Raw genomic sequence first — 17020 nt, forward strand, 5'->3', positions numbered from 1 at the left:
AAGGGTCAGCCCAGTGCCTGCCGGAGATCGGCGAGGATGTCGTCGACGGTCTCGATGCCGACGGACAGCCGCACGAGGTCGGCCGGGACCTCCAGCGCGCTGCCGGCGGCACTCGCGTGGGTCATCCGGCCGGGGTGCTCGATGAGCGACTCGATGCCGCCGAGCGATTCGGCCAGCGTGAACAGCCGGGCACGGTCGCAGACGTCGACCGCGGCCTGCTCGCCGTCGACCATCCGGAACGACACCATGCCGCCGAACCGGCTCATCTGCTTGACCGCGACGTCATGGCCGGGGTGCTCGGCCAGGCCCGGGTACAGCACCTGCGAGACCCGCGGGTGCTGGAGCAGGAGGTCGACGACCCGCTCGGCGTTGTCGCAGTGCCGGTCCATGCGCACGGCCAGGGTCTTCAGCCCTCGCGACACCAGCCAGGCGTCGAACGGTCCGGCGATGGCCCCGATGGCGTTCTGGTGGTAGGCGAGCTCGTCGCCGAGTCCGGCGTCGGAGACGACCAGGACACCGCCGACGACGTCGGAATGGCCGCCGCAGTACTTGGTGGTGGAGTGGACGACGACGTCGGCGCCGAGCGAGAGCGGCAGCTGCAGGTACGGCGTCGCGAACGTGTTGTCGACGACGAGCAGGGCCTCGGCATCGCGGGCCACGGCCGAGAGGGCGGCGATGTCGGCCACGCCGAGCAGCGGGTTGGTGGGTGTCTCGACCCAGATGACCTTGGTCTCCGGACGGACCGCCGCGCGCACCGACGCCACGCTGGCGACCGCGGCCGGCGTCCAGCTGATGCCCCACCGCTCGGCGACCTTGCTGATGAGGCGGAACGTGCCACCGTAGGCGTCGTCGGGGATGACGACGTGGTCGCCCGGCCGAAGCACCGTGCGCAACAGGGTGTCCTCTGCCGCCATGCCGCTGGCGAACGCGAGCCCGCGGCTACCGCCCTCGAGCGCTGCCACACACTCCTCGAGCGCGGTACGGGTGGGGTTGGCGGTGCGGCTGTACTCGTACCCCTCGCGCAGCCCGCCGACGCCGTCCTGCGCGTAGGTGCTGGTGGCGTAGATGGGCGGGATGACAGCACCCGTCCGGGGGTCGGGCTCCTGCCCCGCGTGGATGGCTCGCGTCTCGAATCCGTGCACGAGATGCGACTCTACGTCGCCTGCGGCACCGGGGCGACGGGAACGGGTTCACGCACCTCCAGCCGCGGCAGCAGCAGGTGGACGAGCGGGCCGATCGACAGCGCATACACCGCGGTCCCGACGCCGACGGTGCCGCCGAGCAGCCAGCCGGTGGCCAGCACCGTGACCTCGATCGTGGTCCGGACCAGCCGGACCGACCGGCCGGTCCGGCGGACCAGTCCGGTCATCAGTCCGTCCCTCGGGCCGGGACCGAGCCGGGCCCCGATGTAGGCCGCGGTGGCGACGGCGTTGAGCGTCACACCACCCACCACGAAGGCGATCCGCACGGCCAGGACGTCCGGCGATGGCACGACCCAGATGGTCGCGTCGACCGCCAGCCCGATGACGATGACGTTGCTGATGGTGCCCACACCGGGCCGCTGCCGCAGCGGGATCCAGGCCAGCAGCACCAGAGCGCCGACGATGATGGTGACCACCCCGATGGTCAGCGACGTGCGTTCGGCCAGGCCCTGGTGGAGGACGTCCCACGGGTCCAACCCGAGGTCGGCCTCGACGAGGAGGGCCATGCTGAATCCGTAGAGGACCAGCCCGGCATAGAGCTGGACAAGACGTCGCACCATCACAGCGCACATCCTCCGCGAATCTGGCCTGTGAATCCATAGCCAATCGTGAAATAGTGGCCTGGTGCGCAGCCTGACAGGATCGCAACTGGCCCGACAGCTCGGCGACTGGTCGGGCGCCCTGCCCGCTGGGCCGGCCTACGCGCGGGTCGCGGCAGGGATCCGGCTACTCGTCCTCGACGGCCGGGTCGCGCTCGACACGCGGCTGCCCGGCGAGCGCGAGCTGGCCGCCGCGCTCGGAGTGAGCCGCACCACCGTCACCGCCGCCTACGACTCCCTGCGCGCCGCCGGGTACGCCGTCAGCCGGCAGGGGTCGGGCACGCGGGCCGCGCTGCCACGGTCGCGGTCCGGTGACTCCGCCAGCGCCGGCTGGACACCGTTCGGCCCGGACGGCTCGGACCTGCTCGACCTCGCGCACGCCGCGCCGGAGGCGCCGACCCACGCGCTGCGGCGGGCCTACGACGTCGCCCTCGAGCAGCTGCCGCGGCATCTGCCGACCTGCGGCTACAACCTGTTCGGGCTGCCGGACCTGCGCGCGGCAGTCGCCGCCCGCTACACCGCGCGCGGGCTGCCCACCAGGGCCGACCAGGTACTCGTCACCGCCGGGGCGCAGCACGCGTTCTCGCTGGTGCTCGCCCTTGCCACCGGACCGGGCGATCGGGTGCTGGTCGAGCAGCCGACGTACCCAAACGCGCTGGACGCCATCCGGCGGCACGGTGCGAGCGCCGTCCCCGTTCCCCTCACCCCCGACGGCTGGGACGTCGACGCCGTCGCCGCCGCCGTCCGGCAGACCGCGCCGCGGCTGGCCTACGTCGTCCCGGACTTCAACAACCCGACCGGCCTGCTCGCCTCGGACACCGAGCGCCGCGGCCTGGCGAGGAGCCTGGGCCGCAGCCGAACGCTCACCGTCGTCGACGAGACCCTGGTCGAGCTGGCGCTGGACGGCGCGACGCCACCGCCGCTGGCGACCTACCTGCCAGCGGACCTGAGCGTCACGGTCGGCAGCGCCAGCAAGACGCTGTGGGGCGGGCTGCGGGTCGGCTGGCTGCGCGCGGAGGAGTCGCTGGTGCGCCGGCTGGCGGCGGTGCGCGCCAGCGTCGACATCTCCTCGGCCGTCGTCGAGCAGCTGACCGTGGCCGAGCTGCTCGGCTCACTCGACGCGGTGCTGCCGAGCCGGCTTGCCGAGCTGCGGACCCGGCGCGACGCGCTGGCCGCCGCGCTGGGCCGGCTGCTGCCGACGTGGCGGTTCCGGATGCCCGACGGCGGCCTGGTGCTCTGGTGCGACCTGGGACGACCGGCCTCGAGCCGATTGGTCGCGGCCGCGGAGCACCACGGCATCCGGCTGGCCGCCGGCCCTCGCTTCGGTGTCGACGGCGCCTTCGAGCGGCGGCTCCGGCTGCCGTACACCTACCCGGTCGACGTCCTCGAACGGGCGGCCGAGCAGCTGGCCCAGGCGTTCGCGACGGCGACCGCGTCCAGCGTCGCGACTCGACCCCTGGTGGACTCCTTCGCGTGACACCTCTCCCCGTGATCATCAACGGTTGGCGACGTCATGGCGTCGCCAACCGTTGATGATCATGGGGAAGGGAACGTACCGGTCCGGCGCGGTGTTGTCGATGACGGAGGTGCGCGATGTCGCTGTTCGATCGATTGACCAAGACGAGGAAGGTCAGCTCCGAGGAGGCGCTGCCCGGCCGCACAGCCCGGCCGTTCGGGCTGGCCGGTACGCACACCGTCCTGGGCACGCCGATCCAGGGCGAGCCGCCCGCGGGCTACCAGGAGGCCGTCTTCGGGATGGGCTGTTTCTGGGGCGCCGAGCGGATCTTCTGGCGGTTGCCCGGCGTGTGGACGACGGCGGTCGGCTACGCCGGCGGGTTCACCCCCAACCCCACGTACGAGGAGGTGTGCACCGGCCGCACCGGGCACGCCGAGGTGGTGCGGGTGGTCTTCGACCCGGCCGTGATCAGCTTCGCCGACCTGCTCAAGGCGTTCTGGGAGGAGCACGACCCCACCCAGGGCATGCGCCAGGGCAACGACGTCGGCTCGCAGTACCGATCCACGGTCTACACGACGACACCGGCCCAGCTCGAGGCCGCCGCGGCGTCACGCGACGCGTACTCCGCCAAGCTGCGCGCCGCCGGCCATGGTGACATCACCACCGAGATCGAGCCGCTGCGGCAGTTTTACTACGCCGAGGACTACCACCAGCAGTACCTCAGCGACGCCAAGAACCCGAGCGGCTACTGCGGTCTCGCCGGCACCGGCGTGTCGTGCCCCATCGGCACCGGCACGTCGCTCGAGTGAGGCTCGACGCATCCCGGAGCGGCACGAGATACGCATCGATCTGTGTTAAGTCGACCATGACATTCCGAGCGGATGCCGATGACATTCCGAGCGGATGCCGATGTCGATCGGGCGCTGGCGGACCTCACATCCGGTGACCGCGATCGCTCGCAGGTCGTCCGCGAGGAGATCCTCGCCGTTTGGCGCGTCCGGCGGGACCAACTGTTGCGCGCAGAGGCAGGAGCCGTTGCGAACGACCACGACGACGTTGCAGAGGCTCGCGCGGGCACGAGCGCGGCAAGCGGTACGCCGTCGTGGTCCAATCCGATCTGCTGCCGCTGTCCACGTGGCTCGTCGCACCGACGTCGACCAGCGCCCGACCCACCAGCTTCCGCCCCGAGGTGGAGATCAGCGGCAAGACCAATGTTCTCGGTCGACCAAACCCTTCTCACAGTTTCCCAGCCTGGCCGTCCGTGCATGTCGCAAAGCCGATGGCCCGATCACACCATTGCGGCTAGGCTGACCCGAAGATCGGTTGAATCACGCTTGACTGATTGGTGCGTCTCCGCAGGGCGGCCGTCGCGAGGGGGCGAACGGCGTGGCGATTCGTGTTCTGCTTGGCTATCGGGGTGCGCTCGTGCGTGAAGCGCTGAGCGCCGCCCTCTCCCGTGAACCCGATCTTGACGTCGTGGACGAGCTGGCGCGAGCCGATGACGTGTTCGCCGCCGCCCGACGGAGGCGGGCCGAGGTCGCCGTGCTCGACGCGCTGCTGCCCGGCACGGTCGACGTACACGCCGTGTGCGAGAAGCTTCCGCGGCTCGGCATCCTCATGCTGCTGGATCGATACTCGTCCGGCGTGGCCAGCCTCTCACTCGCCCGGCTGGCACCTCGGGTGGGACTCATCGCCATCGACGCGTCCCTGGCCGACCTGATCGAGGCCATCCGGCACCTGGTGCGCGGGGAACCCGTGCTTGACGCCGAGCTGGCCCTGGCCGCCCTCACCGCGGACGAGAGTCCCCTGACCAACCGTGAACGCGACGTCCTGCGGCTGGCGATGACGGGCGCGCCACCGCAGGAGATAGCCGAGACGCTGTTCCTGAGCCCCGGCACGGTCCGCAACTACCTCTCGCACGTCCTGGTCAAGACCGGGGCGCGCACCCGCATCGAGGCGATTCGCATCGCTCAGGACGCCGGCTGGATCTGACCGGAGCCCTCCGTCGCCGCGACCGTCCAGTGACCGAGGAGCTCCCGGTACAACGGTGAGGCGAGTTGCAGCTCGTCGTGGCGCCCTACCGTCGCCGACGCGCCGTCGAGCACGAGGATGCGCCGGGCGTGCAGGGCGGAGCTGATGCGGTGTGCGATGACGATCAGCGTGCCGCCACGGCGGGCGAAGGCCGCCTCGGCCAGCCGCTCGGCCACCGGGTCCAGATGACAGGTGGCCTCGTCGAGGACCGCCAGCGGCGCCGGCGAGAGGTAGGCGCGCACGAGGGCGAGCAGCTGGCGTTCGCCGGCTGAGAGCTGCTCCGGCCGCACGAGAGCGGCGACTCCTCCGAGCCTGCTCAGCAGGGCCCCCGCACCGACGGCCTCGACGGCGTCGCTGATCTCGGCGGTCGTGGCGGTCGGCCGCAGGTATGTGACGTTGTCGCGGATCGTCCCCTCGAAGACGTAGGCCTCCTGCGGGATCAGCACCCGGGTGGCCGCGAGTCGCTGTGCGGGCAGGTCGGCGGCAGGCACCCCGCCGAGCAGGACGCGCCCCTCGTCCGGGCGCAGCAGCCCGCACACGAGCGCCGCGAGTGTGGACTTGCCGATTCCGCTCGGGCCGACGATGGCCAGGTGGTCACCGTCGTCGACGACGAGGTCGAGGTCGCGCACCACGGGTTCGGCGTGTGATCCATAGGCGAAGCTGGCCGCGTCGATGGCCACGGCGTGCCCGTTGGGCGCCGCGGTGAGAACCGGCGGCCTAGCCGCGGGAATCGTGGTGGCGTCGAGGATGCGGCCCAGGGTCACGACGTACCGCAGGCCGCTGCCGCTGAGGGCGCCCATGGCGGTCTCGAGCGCCGGATGCAGCCCGACCAGCACGTACGTCAACCCGCCCATGATCGCTCCGGCGCTCACCCCTCGCTCGACCAGCCACGGACCGGCGGCCAGCAGGATCACCAGGGGCAGCCAGCCACCGAGGGCGAAGCACAGGGTGCGTAGGGCTCCGACCCGGGCCAGCGCCCGCTCCGCGGCGGCGTGCTCGCCGACCGGTCCGGCCACCAGGGCCATCGCGTACCCCTCGGCGCCACGGGCGACCACGTCCCGGGTACCGGCGACCACGGCTCCGGCCGCAGTGGCCGCGCGCTCGTCCGCCCGAACCGACGTGCGCACGCGGGCCGCCGCCACGCCGAGCGTCAGCACGGCGACGGCGAACCCGAGCAGGAACGGCGGCAGCACGAGGACGACGATGACCGGCGCGATGGTCAGCAGGCCGGCCACGACACCGACGACCCTGACCACGAAGTCGCGGGCCACGACGATGAGCCCGGCGTAGGTGTCCCTGACGATCTCCACCTGGCGGGTCAGCCGCGCCACGGCACCGTCGTCGGGGCGGCCGGCAACTCCCTGCCGCAACGCGGCGGTCACCACCCGGCGTACGAGGTCGTCGCGGACAGGCTCGACCAGGTCGCCCAGGCGGCGGAACACCTGGCGGGACCCCACCGCGCCGAGGCAGGCCGCACCGACGAGGACGGCCAGCCAGGCCAGCCCCACTCCGGGACGGCCGGCGAGGAAGCCCTCGTCGACGGCGCGGGCGATCGCCAGCCCGTAGATCGCGGTGGGCACCGCGTCGGGCACAGACCACGCCGCGAGCTCGAGCAGCGGCCGGCGACGCAGCGACGCGACGCCGAATCGCAGCTCCCGCCTCATCCGAAGACCTCCCGATAGGCCAGGTCGTCCCACAGCTGGGCATGCGGGCCGCACGCACGCACCCGCCCGTCCTCCAGCCACACGACCAGGTCGGCGCGCGCGGCAGTGGCGGCACGGTGGGTGACGATCAACCGGGTGCGCCTGCCCAGGTCGCCGGTGAGGGTGCGGCTGATCTGCATCTCGGTGACCGTGTCGAGGCTGGAGGTGGCGTCGTCGAGGACGAGCAACCGGCCGGCATGCCACGCCCGGGCCAGTCCCACCCGCTGGCGTTCGCCGCCGGACATGGGGGCGTCGTGCAACGCAGTGTCGAAGCCCTCGGGCAACCGGCTGACGAACTCGTACGCGTGGGTGGCGTGCGCCGCGGCCACCACCAGCCCACGTTCCAGCCCGAGTCCGATGGCGTCGCCGGCGGTCGCGCCGACCAGCTCCGGCTCCTCGAAAGCGCAGCCGACCGCGGCCCGCAACGAGTCGTGGCCGATCTCGTGCAGCGGCACTCCGTCCAGCAGCACCTGGCCTTCGTCGGGATCGCGCAACCTGCCCGCGACAGCGGCGAGGACGGACTTGCCCGCACCGGACCGGCCGACGACGGCGACCGCCGCTTCACCCGGCACGACGAGGTCGACCCCGTCGAGCAGCACCGAGTCGTCGCCGCGGACGGTGACACCGCGGAACTCCAGCCGCCCCGGGCCGGGCGGAAGCTCTCGCCGGCCGTACCAGATCGGTGGCACGTCGAACACCTCGGCGGCACGTTGGACGCCGGCCCGGGCCCGCGCCAGCTCCGCGAAGACACCGGTCAGGGCGCCCAGCCCGGCTCCCATCACCGCGTACTGGCTGGCCGCGAAGAACTCGCCGGCCGTGATCCGCCCGTCGACCAGTTGCAGCCCTCCCGCCGCCAGCACCGCCACCAGCACGATCGGCCCGACGACGGCGGCCTGCGCACTCGAGCGGGCCAGCACGCTCCAGGTCCGCATCCCGTGGTCGTGGAGACCGGGCAGTGGCTGGAGCACGCGCTCGTCCTCGCGGTCGACGGTTCCGGCAGCGGCGATGGTGCGGATCCCGGTGAGCGACTCGGTGAGCCGGGCGGCGATCCGGCCCTGCGCCTGCTGGTAGGCCAAGGCCACCTCGGCGGTCCGGCGTGCGAAGGCCAGCAGGACGAGGGCGACCAGCGCGACCCCGGCGAGGAAGGCGGCGGCGAGCCACACGTCGATGTAGGCGAGCAGCACCAGACTGCCCACCGGAGGCAGTGCCGCCGCACCGACCGTCACCGAGCTCGGACCGGCTCGGGCAGCGTCTACGGCGTTGCTGGAGACCCGGCTGACCAGGTCTCCCGTGGTGAACCGGCGGGTGCCCACGGGGCCGATGGCGAGCACGTGCCGGATCAGGCGGTGGCGCAGCCAGGCGGTGGTGCCGGCGCTGCAGGCGGCGTCGGCGAACGTGTCGACGAGGTCGCTCACGATGCTGACAACGATCAGTCCCGTGGCCACGAGCAGCCATCGGTTGACGTCCCCGCCCCCGACGATGGCGTCCACCGTGCGGCCGAACACGAACGGCAGTGCCAGCATGGCGAGGCTGTCGACCAGGGCGGCGATCCCGATCAGCGGCAGCCAGCGGCCCCCGTGCAGGACGACGGCGCCGAAGGTGAAGTCCCGTCCCGCTGGCCGCGGCCGTTCGCGCTCACCACGCGGTGTCATGCCGCGCCACCTCCTGCGGGCTCGAGCCCGGTGTTGGCCGCGACGAAGGCGAGGATGTCCGCGGCGAGCGAGACACCGCGGCTGGCCGCCGAGTCGGCGTGGCCGGCCTCGTCCTCCAGACGCACCAGGATCGGACGCGAGCCCACCGTCGCCCACTGCAGGGCCGCACACATCTTCCGGGCGTGCAGAGGATCCACCCGCGAGTCGTTGCCGAAGGCGGTGAACAGGACCGCGGGATAGTCGACGCCCGCACGGACATGGTGGTACGGCGAGTACGCGAGCAGCCACTGGAGCTGGTCCGGGTCGTCGGCGCTGCCGTATTCGGCTCGCCATGCCGGACCGAGACCGAAGTTCTCGTAACGCACCATGTCGAGCACCGGGGCCGAGCACACGGCGGCAGCGAACAGGTCCGGTCGCTGGGTCAGTGCCGCGCCGACGAGGAGGCCGCCGTTCGACTCGCCGCAGATGCCGAGCTGATCGGGGGTGGTCCAGCCCTCGGCGATCAGCGTCTGAGCCGCCGTGACGAAGTCGTCGACGGCGTTCTGCTTGCGCTCACGCATGCCGGCGCGATGCCACTGCTCACCCTCCTCGCCGCCGCCCCTCAGGTGGGCGATCGCGAAGACTCCGCCCGACTCGACCCAGGCCAGGGTGAAGCTCGAATAGGCCGGCGTCATCGGCACACCGAAGCCGCCGTAGCCGTAGAGGATGGTCGGCCGTGGACCGGCCCCGCCGGTGGACCGGGCCAGGACCACCATGCGCACCGGCGTGCCGTCGGCCGACGCGTAGACGATCTGGCGGCCCAGCACGTCGGGAACGACCGCGGAACCGGGCGACCGGGCCCAGGGCGTGGTTTCGCCGGTGCGGGCGTCGTACCGGTACACGGCTCCCGGTGTGGCGCTGTCGGTGTAGGTGAACCAGGTCTCGTGCGCGCCTGTGAGACGTCTGGTCAGTGGGCCGATCGACCCAGGGCCGGGGAGTGGCACCTGCGCCAGCCGCTCACCTGTGACGAGGTCGTGCACGCTGATCTCGCTCAACGCGTGCCGCGTCCAGCCGACGAGCAGCACGGCCCGCTGGAGATCGGGACCGTCGAGAATGACGAAGTCGGTGAGCACCGCCTCCGGATCGGCGGGAACGAGGTCGAACCACGACCCGGGGTCCGGACGTGCTGGGTCACCCACGCACAGCCGGCCGCGAGGTGCTCCGAGCGTCGTGACGACGTACATGCGCCCGTCGCGGCCGACGTCGAGCACCGTTCGGGCGTCCACGCCCTCGTGGACGACCCGAAGAGCCGGATCCGCCCACGTCGAGGTGGAAAGGTCGGCGAGCCAGACGTCGTTCGAGCTCGCGGTGCCGCGGGACGCCGAGATCGCCAACCAGCGACCGTCCTGACTCATCCCGAGACCGAACGAGGTCCCCTCGTCCCGGCCCGACCCGAAGATCGGAACGTCGTCCGCGGCCGGCGTACCGAGCCGGTGGAGGTAGACGCGCCGTGAGTCGGCCGGTGGCTCGGGGACGGCACGGACGTAGAAGAAGGCCGTCCCACCGGACAGCCAGGCCACCGGGGAGTACCGGCAGCGATCGATCGGCCCGTCGACCACGTCCCGCGACGCGACGTCCATGACGTAGAGCTGCGACCGCTCGGTCCCGTATCGCGACAGCTGAAAGGCCAACAGCCGGCCGTCGAGGTCCGGCTGCCAGTGATCGAGCGTGGTCGCGCCGGACGGGTCGATGGTCATCGGATCCACCAGGACACGCTCGTGGTCGTCCGGCGCAGCGGTGTAGAGCACTGGATGTTCCTGCTGGGCAGCCTGCCGCAGGAAGAACCGGCGGTCTCCGCGCCACATCGGGGCCGTGATCATCCCCACGTCGGACAGCTCGGTGATGCGGGCGCGCAGCCGGGCACGGCCGGGGAACGACGCACGGAAACGCCGCCACAGCTCGTCCTGGGCGGCCTGCCATTCCCGCGTCTGCGGGCTCGACTCGTCCTCCAGCCACCGATATGGATCGCGCACGACGTGCCCGTGAAGCCGGTCGGCGATCGCCTGACGCGCTGCCGCCGGGTAGGCGACGACGGACATCCGATCCGTCGAAGACACCGGCCCCTCCCTCCCGGCCGTATGGGTCCTGGGCGAGGTTCAGCCGTCGCCCAGGACCCCGGATCGGTCAGTGACACAACGCGACACTGAGATTGCTCGGCTTGACCGAGCCACAGGTCAGTACGGTCAGCGTGCTACCGCCGCCATGACCCTTGCGGCCAGGAGCCTCCATTCCCTGAAGGTCCAGGAGCGCCATCGTCTACACCTCCTTCCAGAGCTCGTGGGATCAAGAGTGCGTAGTCGTGCGCACCTCCTTCCGGGCCTCGTCCGCGAGTGGCCGGTTGGCCTCGCGCGGGGTGGATGACGGGGCCGTGGTCGTTGCCGGCGCGGCCGGCTCGAGGAACGGCAGGAACACCGGACGGTCGTGGAGCGCCGAGCCGAGCGCCAGCAGGACGCCCGCCGTTCCGGTGGCCAGGTCCATCGAGAGTCGTAGTAGCTGGTTGCCGGGAAATGCGAGGCCGCCGCCATAGGGCAGCGCATGCCAGTCCAGCCGGCGGACCAGGTCGGGCAGCTCCGAGGGCTCGGCCGTCTCGGCGCCGGTGCGCGCCAGCATGCCGACGCCGGCGATGATTCCGGCCCGCCCGGTGAACAGGCCCGGCTGCACGAAGAAGCCGGCCCGCGCCACCCGACGCAGTGCGTCGAGCGCCGTCGCGAACGCCTCGTCCTGGCGATGGGTCAGGTAGCGAGCGAGGACCACGGCAATCCCCATCGAACCCTCGTCGAGGTAGGGCAGCGTCCGCCAGCCTTGGGTGACCTGCATCGTCCCGTCCTCGTCCCGGATACACCGGCGCAGGTCTTGCCGCAGCGCCGTCGCGGCCAGGTCGAGCAGCGCCGTGTCACCGGTCCGCTCGTAGGCGCGGATGAACAGCAGTGCCGGCCCGGACGAGCCGAACATCAGCCCGGCCCGTGGGTTGTCCCCGCCACTGACCTCAGGCACGTCCTCGGGTCCGCCGAGACGCTCGGCAACGGCGTCGATCACGTCCGCCGCCTGAGCGGCGAACTCCCGCTCACCGGTGCGTTCGCTGAAGTGCAGCAGGTTGAGGCCGATCCCGGCCAGCCCGGAGTACAGACCGAGCTCCAGAGACCGCCAGTCGCCGGCCAGGCACAACCGCAACGTGTCGAGCGCGTCCTGCCGGCGTCCGAGCACGTCGAGCACGTGAGCCACCCCGTGCAGGCCGTCGTAGAACCCGATCCCCGTTCCGCGGGCGGGCGCGGCGGCGTGCGCACGCAGCCACTCCTCGTACTCGGGGAACCGGCCGGCGTCGGTCCGAGCCAGGGCGTACAGAACGCCCGCCGCCCCGTAGGCCAGGTTGATGCCCCCGCCGGCCTCGAACTGGGCGATGTCGCCGGGGAAGAGCCGGTCCTCGCGGCCAGGGGTGGCGCTCTCGACGATCGCCCGGCACATCGACGCCCGGACGCGCTCCCAGCTCGCGACCCCGGGCATCGGCAGCTCGCGCATCGTGCTCGCGTCGGCGTCGTCCGCCGATCCGAGGATCGTCCCGACGACGGCCTCCACCGTCCTGGCCGGCACGGGAAAGATCTCCCTGACGAGCTCGGCCACCTGGACCGCCTTGGCCGGATGAAGTGGCAGCATGATCGTCGTCTGGGGCGCGAACAGCCCGAAGAACAGGCACGCCAGGGCATAACGATCCACGTCGATGCCGTGCCGGTTCGGCGGCGCGCCGTATCCGGGGTGCGCCAGCGCCGATCGTCCATCTGCCTCGGCGAAGGACGACACCTCGAAGTCGACGAGGACGATGCGGCCGTCCTCGGCGACCAGGATGTTGTCCGGATGCAGGTCTCCGAAGACGACGCCGCGACCGTGGACGGCGTCCATGGCCTGATTGACCCGGGCGAGCATGCCGAGCGCCCAGTCCGCGTACGCGGTCACGGTCTCGGGCGACGGATCTGGATGGGTCAGCGGATACCGATCCACGACGAGACGCTGCAGCGGGTTCCCGTCGACGAACTCCATGACCAGGAAGTGGTGCCCGCCCAGGGTGAAGTAGTCGCGCACGGCGGGTACGGCGGACAGCCTGGCCAGCCGGCCCAGGATGTCCCGCTCGTGCGACACCCGGGCCACGGCGTCGCGGCCGGCGACGTCGAGTCCAGCCAGCGGGCGCCCCTCCTTCAGCACGACGCGCTCCCCGGTGCTCCGGACGCGCCCGAGGTACACCCCGCCGCCGTTGGAGAACTGCACGACGCTCTCGATCTCGAAGGGCAGGCCCTCGACCGTCACCGCGTTCCGGGCCGCCAAGTGCGGCTCGAGGAACTCCGGCAGCTCGACCCACGGCGGACAGGCGAAGACCGGTCCGCGGACATCGGGAACGAGCCGTCCCTGGTCGTCCTCGATCGCGAGAACCCGTTCGCCGCTCGCGTCTACGCAGTGGAGTTCGGCGAAGGCGCCATACCGGACGAAGAGCGGGCCGTCCCCGTATCGCAGGTCGCTGAGGATGTACGGGCCGTCGATGCCATGCAGCACCTGGTCCAGTTCCTTCAGGACGAGCTCCAGCTGGGCGGTGTCAGCCGGATAGATGGTCACGAGCTTTCCGCTCGATCCGCGGAAGGCGGACTTGGAGTTGAACATGACCATGACCGGCCGGCTGCGGAGGAACTTGAAGGCCAAGCCGCGGGGGACGCAGTAGTGCCACACCGCTTCCAGCACGCGGTCGGCGGCGTCGAGGCCGCACGAGACGTGGATCTTCCAGCCCTGCGACGGAAGCGACTGCTCCCGCGGCGCGTAGTTCATCCAGACGTCGCTCGCCTGGCGTTCCCACTCCTCCGGGACCGGCCGCCCCGCGATGGCGAAGTCCGGGCCGCCGGCGTCCGTGTTGGCCGGAGCGTCGTAGAAGGCCTGGTCAGCCAGGCAGTAGAGCTCATACTGGTCGATCACAGGGCACTCCCGCGATCGAACCGGGCACGACCGTCAGGCCTGGCGCCGGCGCGGCGGGCGGAGGTTCGCGCAGCGGGTCGCCGGCCCCTCGGGCCGAGCCCGGCGCCTGGTCGGTAACGGGAACTCGCGTCGTCAGGCGCCAGCGCCGCCGACGGTCGGCGGAGGCCCAGAACAGGACACTGGTCGTACAGAACGCCTCATCCTGGCCGCCCATCTGGATCCCCCCGACGCTGTGGTTGCGTCGACATCCTCTGCCCAGGCCGGACGCGGCCACAGTAGCGAACGTCACCAATCCGTTATGAACCCCTCATTTCACGACGTGAGGAACTCACGGCCCGATGGAGGATGAATTACCGGTGGTCAGGCCACTGGTTCAGACGCGGCACCGCCGCGTCACGGACGGCGCGACCTAGGGATAGGGCCAGGAGTTCGGCAGGCAACCGTCCAGGCTGTAGGTCTGCTGCAGCATGACGGGGGCCACCTCGCCGGCGCCCGGGCAGGCCACGTGGCCTTCGCCGAGGGCGTGGCCCACCTCGTGGTTGATCACGTACTGGCGGTAACCGGCCAGGTCGCCGTCGTAGTGCGGGACGGCGAACCCCCACCGCAGCGCGTTGATGACGACGTTGTCGCCGTTGCGACACGACACCTCGCCGTGCGTGTTCAGCGGCGCGCACAGCTCGTCGGTGGTGCCCGGAGTCGCGATCAGGATACGAAGGTCGCCGTCGGACGGGACGCGCTGGAACGCGTGGACACCGTCGGCGATCCAGCTGCGCGGGTCGGCCAGGGTGGCATCGACCACGGCGGCCACCTCGATCGGGTCGAACGGCAGTCCGTCCTCGACTTCCACCGTGTAGGTGCTGCGGGTGCCGCCTGTGCCGGCGAGGGCACTCTGGCCCGGCGTGACGGCGAACGTGCCGGGCCCGGTCTGCGGGATCTGCGGCGTCGGCGTCGGCGACGGCGACGGCGACGGGGTCACCGTCGGCTCGCGGGACGGCCCTGCGGCGGTCTCGACGGCGTCGAGGCTCGGCTCGGCGCCGACGGCGTCACCGGCACCGCGGTCGCCCGGGACGACGGCGAAACCCACGGCCAGCAGCGCGACGCCAACCAGCGCGAACCCGCCCAGCCCCCACGGGCGGCGTCCGGACGACCGCGGCGGACGACGCCTGCCCCGCGCCGGACGACCGGCACGACGAGCTGCGGGGACCATGCCGTTCATGATCGCATATGCCTTCTCGGAGAAGTATCAGTGGATCAGGCACCCATCGACAATGAATACAAAACTCCCAACAATCAATAAACTGCGACCATGCAATCGTTGTGGGACTGGTTCAGCGACCACGCGTGGGTGGTCGCCTGGGCCGGCACCGCATTGGTGCTCGGCACCATCGAGCTGACCACCCTCGACTTCTTCTTCCTCATGCTGGCCATCGGCGCAACGAGCGGGGCGGTCGCGGCCGCACTGGGTGCGGAGTTCCTGCTGCAGCTGCTCGTGGCCATCGGGGTCAGTGTCGCGCTGCTGGGTGTCGTCCGCCCGATCGCCAAGCGCCGGCTGCTCAAGCCGACACCGTCGTCGTTCGGGGCGGCCGCGCTGGTCGGGCAGCACGGCGTGGTCATCGAGCGGGTCGACGCACACAACGGCCTCATCAAGCTGGCCGGCGAGGTCTGGACGGCGCGTAGCTACGACGGCCGCTCGATCTTCGAGGAGGGCGCCACCGTCGACGTGGTCGAGATCCGCGGCGCCACCGCTCTCGTGCTGGACGAGGGGTGACCACCCTCGACGGCTGGGCTGCCCGGTCTCGGTCGTGACGCTGGAGATGGGCGCGCACAGCCAGCGGCTACGAGCAGCCTGCGCGGCCGCGTTCGAGTCGTGGGTCGCGCCGCTGGCCGAACACCTCGTCGCCGGAGACACCCGCCGGAAGCAGCACGGACGCTGGCGACGGTCGCGGCGAGCTCGGTCGAGGGGTGCGGTGATCCTGTCCCGCGCCCGGCGGAGTGGTGCGGGACCGCCGGGGTCAGCCGGCGACGACGTAGCCCAGCAGGTCGGTCCTGGTGAGGACGCCCACCGGCTTGCCGTCGTCGACCACCAGTAGGGCGTCCGCGGAGCGCAGGGTCTCGACCGCGGCACTGACCGCCTCGCCGGCACCGAGCATCGGCAGCGCCGGCGACATATGCTGCTCGACCCGGTCGGTGAGCGCGGCGGCGCGGGTGAACAGCGCGTGCAGGAGGTCGCGCTCGACCACGGCGCCGGCGATCTCCGCGGCCATGACCGGCGGCTCGGCCCGGACCACGGGCATCTGCGACACGCCGTACTCGCGCAGGATGTGCACGGCGTCGGCCACGGTCTCACCCGGGTGGGTGTGCACCAGCGCCGGCATCTCGCCGGACTTGCGGTGCAGCACGTCGCCCACCGTCACGCCTTCGACCGGCGGCAGGAAGCCGTACGACGTCATCCAGGAGTCGTCGAACACCTTGGACAGGTATCCGCGGCCGCCGTCGGGCAGCAGCACGACGACGACGTCGTCCGGCCCGGCATGCTCGGCCACCCGGAGCGCCGCGACGACCGCCAGCCCGCACGAGCCGCCGACCAGCAGGCCCTCCTCCCGCGCCAGCCGGCGGGTCATCTCGAAGGAGTCCTTGTCCGACACGGCGATGATCTGGTCGCAGACGCCCGCGTCGTAGGTGGTGGGCCAGAAGTCCTCGCCGACACCCTCGACGAGGTACGGCCGCCCGCTGCCGCCGGAGTAGACCGAGCCCTCCGGATCGGCGCCCACCACCGTGACCCGGCCGCCGGACACGTCCTTGAGGTACTTGCCGACGCCGGTGATGGTGCCGCCGGTGCCGATGCCGGCGACGAAGTGGGTGACCGCGCCCGCGGTCTGCTTCCAGATCTCCGGGCCGGTGGTCTCGTAGTGCGAGCGCGGGTTGGCCGGGTTGGCGTACTGGTCCGGCTTCCAGGCACCCGGGATCTCGCTGACCAGCCGGTCGGAGACGGAGTAGTACGAGTCCGGGTCCTCCGGCGCGACGGCGGTGGGGCAGACGACGACCTCCGCGCCGTAGGCGCGCAGCACGTTGCGCTTGTCCTCGCTGACCTTGTCGGGGCAGACGAACACGCAGCGGTAGCCGCGCCGCTGGGCGACCAGCGCCAGCCCGACGCCGGTGTTGCCGCTGGTCGGTTCGACGATGGTGCTGCCGGGCCCGATGCGGCCGGCCTTCTCCGCGTCGTCGATCATGCGGGTGGCTATGCGGTCCTTCACCGAGCCGCCGGGGTTGAGGTACTCGACCTTCGCCAGCACGGTGGCCTCGGTGTGGCCCGTGACGGTGCCCAACCGGACCAACGGGGTGTCGCCGATCAGGTCGACGACGTTCTCGTAGTACTCCACGCTGCGAC

General features: G+C 71.7%; 14 protein-coding genes and 1 pseudogene. 6 read left to right on the forward strand and 9 right to left on the reverse strand.

Features of this window, described 5'->3' with window-relative positions; translation table 11 throughout:
- Positions 1 to 5 precede the first annotated feature (5 nt).
- Positions 6 to 1142 carry a cystathionine gamma-synthase gene (locus E1269_RS15550; RefSeq protein WP_131896051.1) on the reverse strand — a complete coding sequence of 379 codons (1137 nt, stop codon included), beginning with the start codon at positions 1140 to 1142 and terminating at the stop codon, positions 6 to 8.
- 11 nt (positions 1143 to 1153) lie between these two features.
- A complete protein-coding gene (yczE, locus tag E1269_RS15555) occupies positions 1154 to 1762 on the reverse strand; it encodes a membrane protein YczE (protein WP_203433644.1) in 609 nt (202 codons plus the stop codon).
- 64 nt (positions 1763 to 1826) lie between these two features.
- On the opposite strand from yczE, the gene yczR reads away from it, so the two are divergent.
- The 4 genes and pseudogenes from yczR (at position 1827) to E1269_RS15575 (ending at position 5249) form a co-directional block, all read left to right on the forward strand.
- Entirely contained in the window at positions 1827 to 3278 is a 1452-nt protein-coding gene (gene yczR / locus E1269_RS15560; protein ID WP_203433646.1) for a MocR-like transcription factor YczR, read from the forward strand.
- A 116-nt stretch (positions 3279 to 3394) separates the two neighbouring features.
- Positions 3395 to 4066 (forward strand): peptide-methionine (S)-S-oxide reductase MsrA, encoded by a 672-nt coding sequence (gene msrA, locus E1269_RS15565; RefSeq protein ID WP_131896057.1) that lies wholly within the window; start codon positions 3395 to 3397, stop codon positions 4064 to 4066.
- Positions 4067 to 4308: 242 nt separating this feature from the next.
- Positions 4309 to 4476, forward strand: a pseudogene (locus E1269_RS34290) (type II toxin-antitoxin system PemK/MazF family toxin); the annotation flags it as partial.
- Between the two features lie 206 nt (positions 4477 to 4682).
- The gene (locus E1269_RS15575) at positions 4683 to 5249 is read left to right on the forward strand and encodes a response regulator transcription factor (RefSeq protein WP_203433650.1); all 567 of its coding nucleotides are present in this window, start codon (positions 4683 to 4685) and stop codon (positions 5247 to 5249) included.
- Here E1269_RS15575 and E1269_RS15580 read toward each other — a convergent pair.
- The 6 genes from E1269_RS15580 to E1269_RS15605 all read right to left on the reverse strand — a co-directional run bounded on the left by E1269_RS15580 (position 5228) and on the right by E1269_RS15605 (position 14839).
- On the reverse strand, positions 5228 to 6952 hold the full coding sequence (locus E1269_RS15580) for an ATP-binding cassette domain-containing protein (protein ID WP_131896063.1): 1725 nt from the start codon (positions 6950 to 6952) through the stop codon (positions 5228 to 5230). The genes E1269_RS15575 and E1269_RS15580 overlap by 22 nt on opposite strands.
- Entirely contained in the window at positions 6949 to 8643 is a 1695-nt protein-coding gene (locus E1269_RS15585; protein ID WP_131896065.1) for an ABC transporter ATP-binding protein, read from the reverse strand. The genes E1269_RS15580 and E1269_RS15585 overlap by 4 nt, the downstream gene beginning before the upstream one ends.
- On the reverse strand, positions 8640 to 10721 hold the full coding sequence (locus E1269_RS15590) for a prolyl oligopeptidase family serine peptidase (protein ID WP_131896115.1): 2082 nt from the start codon (positions 10719 to 10721) through the stop codon (positions 8640 to 8642). Before E1269_RS15590 ends, E1269_RS15585 begins: the two co-directional genes overlap by 4 nt.
- An 85-nt stretch (positions 10722 to 10806) precedes the next feature.
- Positions 10807 to 10935, reverse strand: a complete 129-nt coding sequence (locus E1269_RS34295; RefSeq protein ID WP_131896067.1) for a SapB/AmfS family lanthipeptide — start codon at positions 10933 to 10935, stop codon at positions 10807 to 10809.
- Between the two features lie 30 nt (positions 10936 to 10965).
- A complete protein-coding gene (gene lanKC, locus E1269_RS15600) occupies positions 10966 to 13632 on the reverse strand; it encodes a class III lanthionine synthetase LanKC (RefSeq protein WP_131896069.1) in 2667 nt (888 codons plus the stop codon).
- 409 nt (positions 13633 to 14041) lie between these two features.
- Positions 14042 to 14839: a DUF3152 domain-containing protein gene (locus E1269_RS15605; RefSeq protein ID WP_131896071.1), complete on the reverse strand. Its 798-nt coding sequence runs from the start codon at positions 14837 to 14839 to the stop codon at positions 14042 to 14044.
- A 99-nt stretch (positions 14840 to 14938) separates the two neighbouring features.
- Between E1269_RS15605 and E1269_RS15610 the strand changes: the two genes are divergently transcribed.
- Both E1269_RS15610 and E1269_RS34300 read left to right on the forward strand, forming a co-directional pair.
- Positions 14939 to 15400, forward strand: a complete 462-nt coding sequence (locus tag E1269_RS15610) for an NfeD family protein (RefSeq protein WP_131896073.1) — start codon at positions 14939 to 14941, stop codon at positions 15398 to 15400.
- Positions 15401 to 15413: 13 nt separating this feature from the next.
- Positions 15414 to 15722 (forward strand): LmrA/YxaF family transcription factor, encoded by a 309-nt coding sequence (locus tag E1269_RS34300; RefSeq protein WP_476702867.1) that lies wholly within the window; start codon positions 15414 to 15416, stop codon positions 15720 to 15722.
- On the opposite strand, the gene E1269_RS15620 is transcribed toward E1269_RS34300, so the two are convergent.
- The gene (locus tag E1269_RS15620) at positions 15645 to 17012 is read right to left on the reverse strand and encodes a cystathionine beta-synthase (RefSeq protein ID WP_131896075.1); all 1368 of its coding nucleotides are present in this window, start codon (positions 17010 to 17012) and stop codon (positions 15645 to 15647) included. The two genes, E1269_RS34300 and E1269_RS15620, sit on opposite strands and share 78 nt — an antisense overlap.
- Between the last annotated feature and the right edge of the window lie 8 nt (positions 17013 to 17020).

The organism is Jiangella asiatica (genome assembly GCF_004349065.1).
In the GTDB taxonomy this organism is placed as follows: Bacteria; Actinomycetota; Actinomycetes; order Jiangellales; family Jiangellaceae; genus Jiangella; species Jiangella asiatica.

Bases quoted from the DNA above. Each gene is read 5' to 3' on its own strand.
- yczE (WP_203433644.1), bottom strand. From the start codon at position 1,762: ATGGTGCGACGTCTTGTCCAGCTCTATGCCGGGCTGGTCCTCTACGGA.
- msrA (WP_131896057.1), top strand. From the start codon at position 3,395: ATGTCGCTGTTCGATCGATTGACCAAGACGAGGAAGGTCAGCTCCGAG.
- E1269_RS15580 (WP_131896063.1), bottom strand. From the start codon at position 6,952: ATGAGGCGGGAGCTGCGATTCGGCGTCGCGTCGCTGCGTCGCCGGCCG.
- E1269_RS15585 (WP_131896065.1), bottom strand. From the start codon at position 8,643: ATGACACCGCGTGGTGAGCGCGAACGGCCGCGGCCAGCGGGACGGGAC.
- E1269_RS15590 (WP_131896115.1), bottom strand. From the start codon at position 10,721: ATGTCCGTCGTCGCCTACCCGGCGGCAGCGCGTCAGGCGATCGCCGAC.
- E1269_RS34295 (WP_131896067.1), bottom strand. From the start codon at position 10,935: ATGGCGCTCCTGGACCTTCAGGGAATGGAGGCTCCTGGCCGCAAGGGT.
- E1269_RS15605 (WP_131896071.1), bottom strand. From the start codon at position 14,839: ATGGTCCCCGCAGCTCGTCGTGCCGGTCGTCCGGCGCGGGGCAGGCGT.
- E1269_RS15610 (WP_131896073.1), top strand. From the start codon at position 14,939: ATGCAATCGTTGTGGGACTGGTTCAGCGACCACGCGTGGGTGGTCGCC.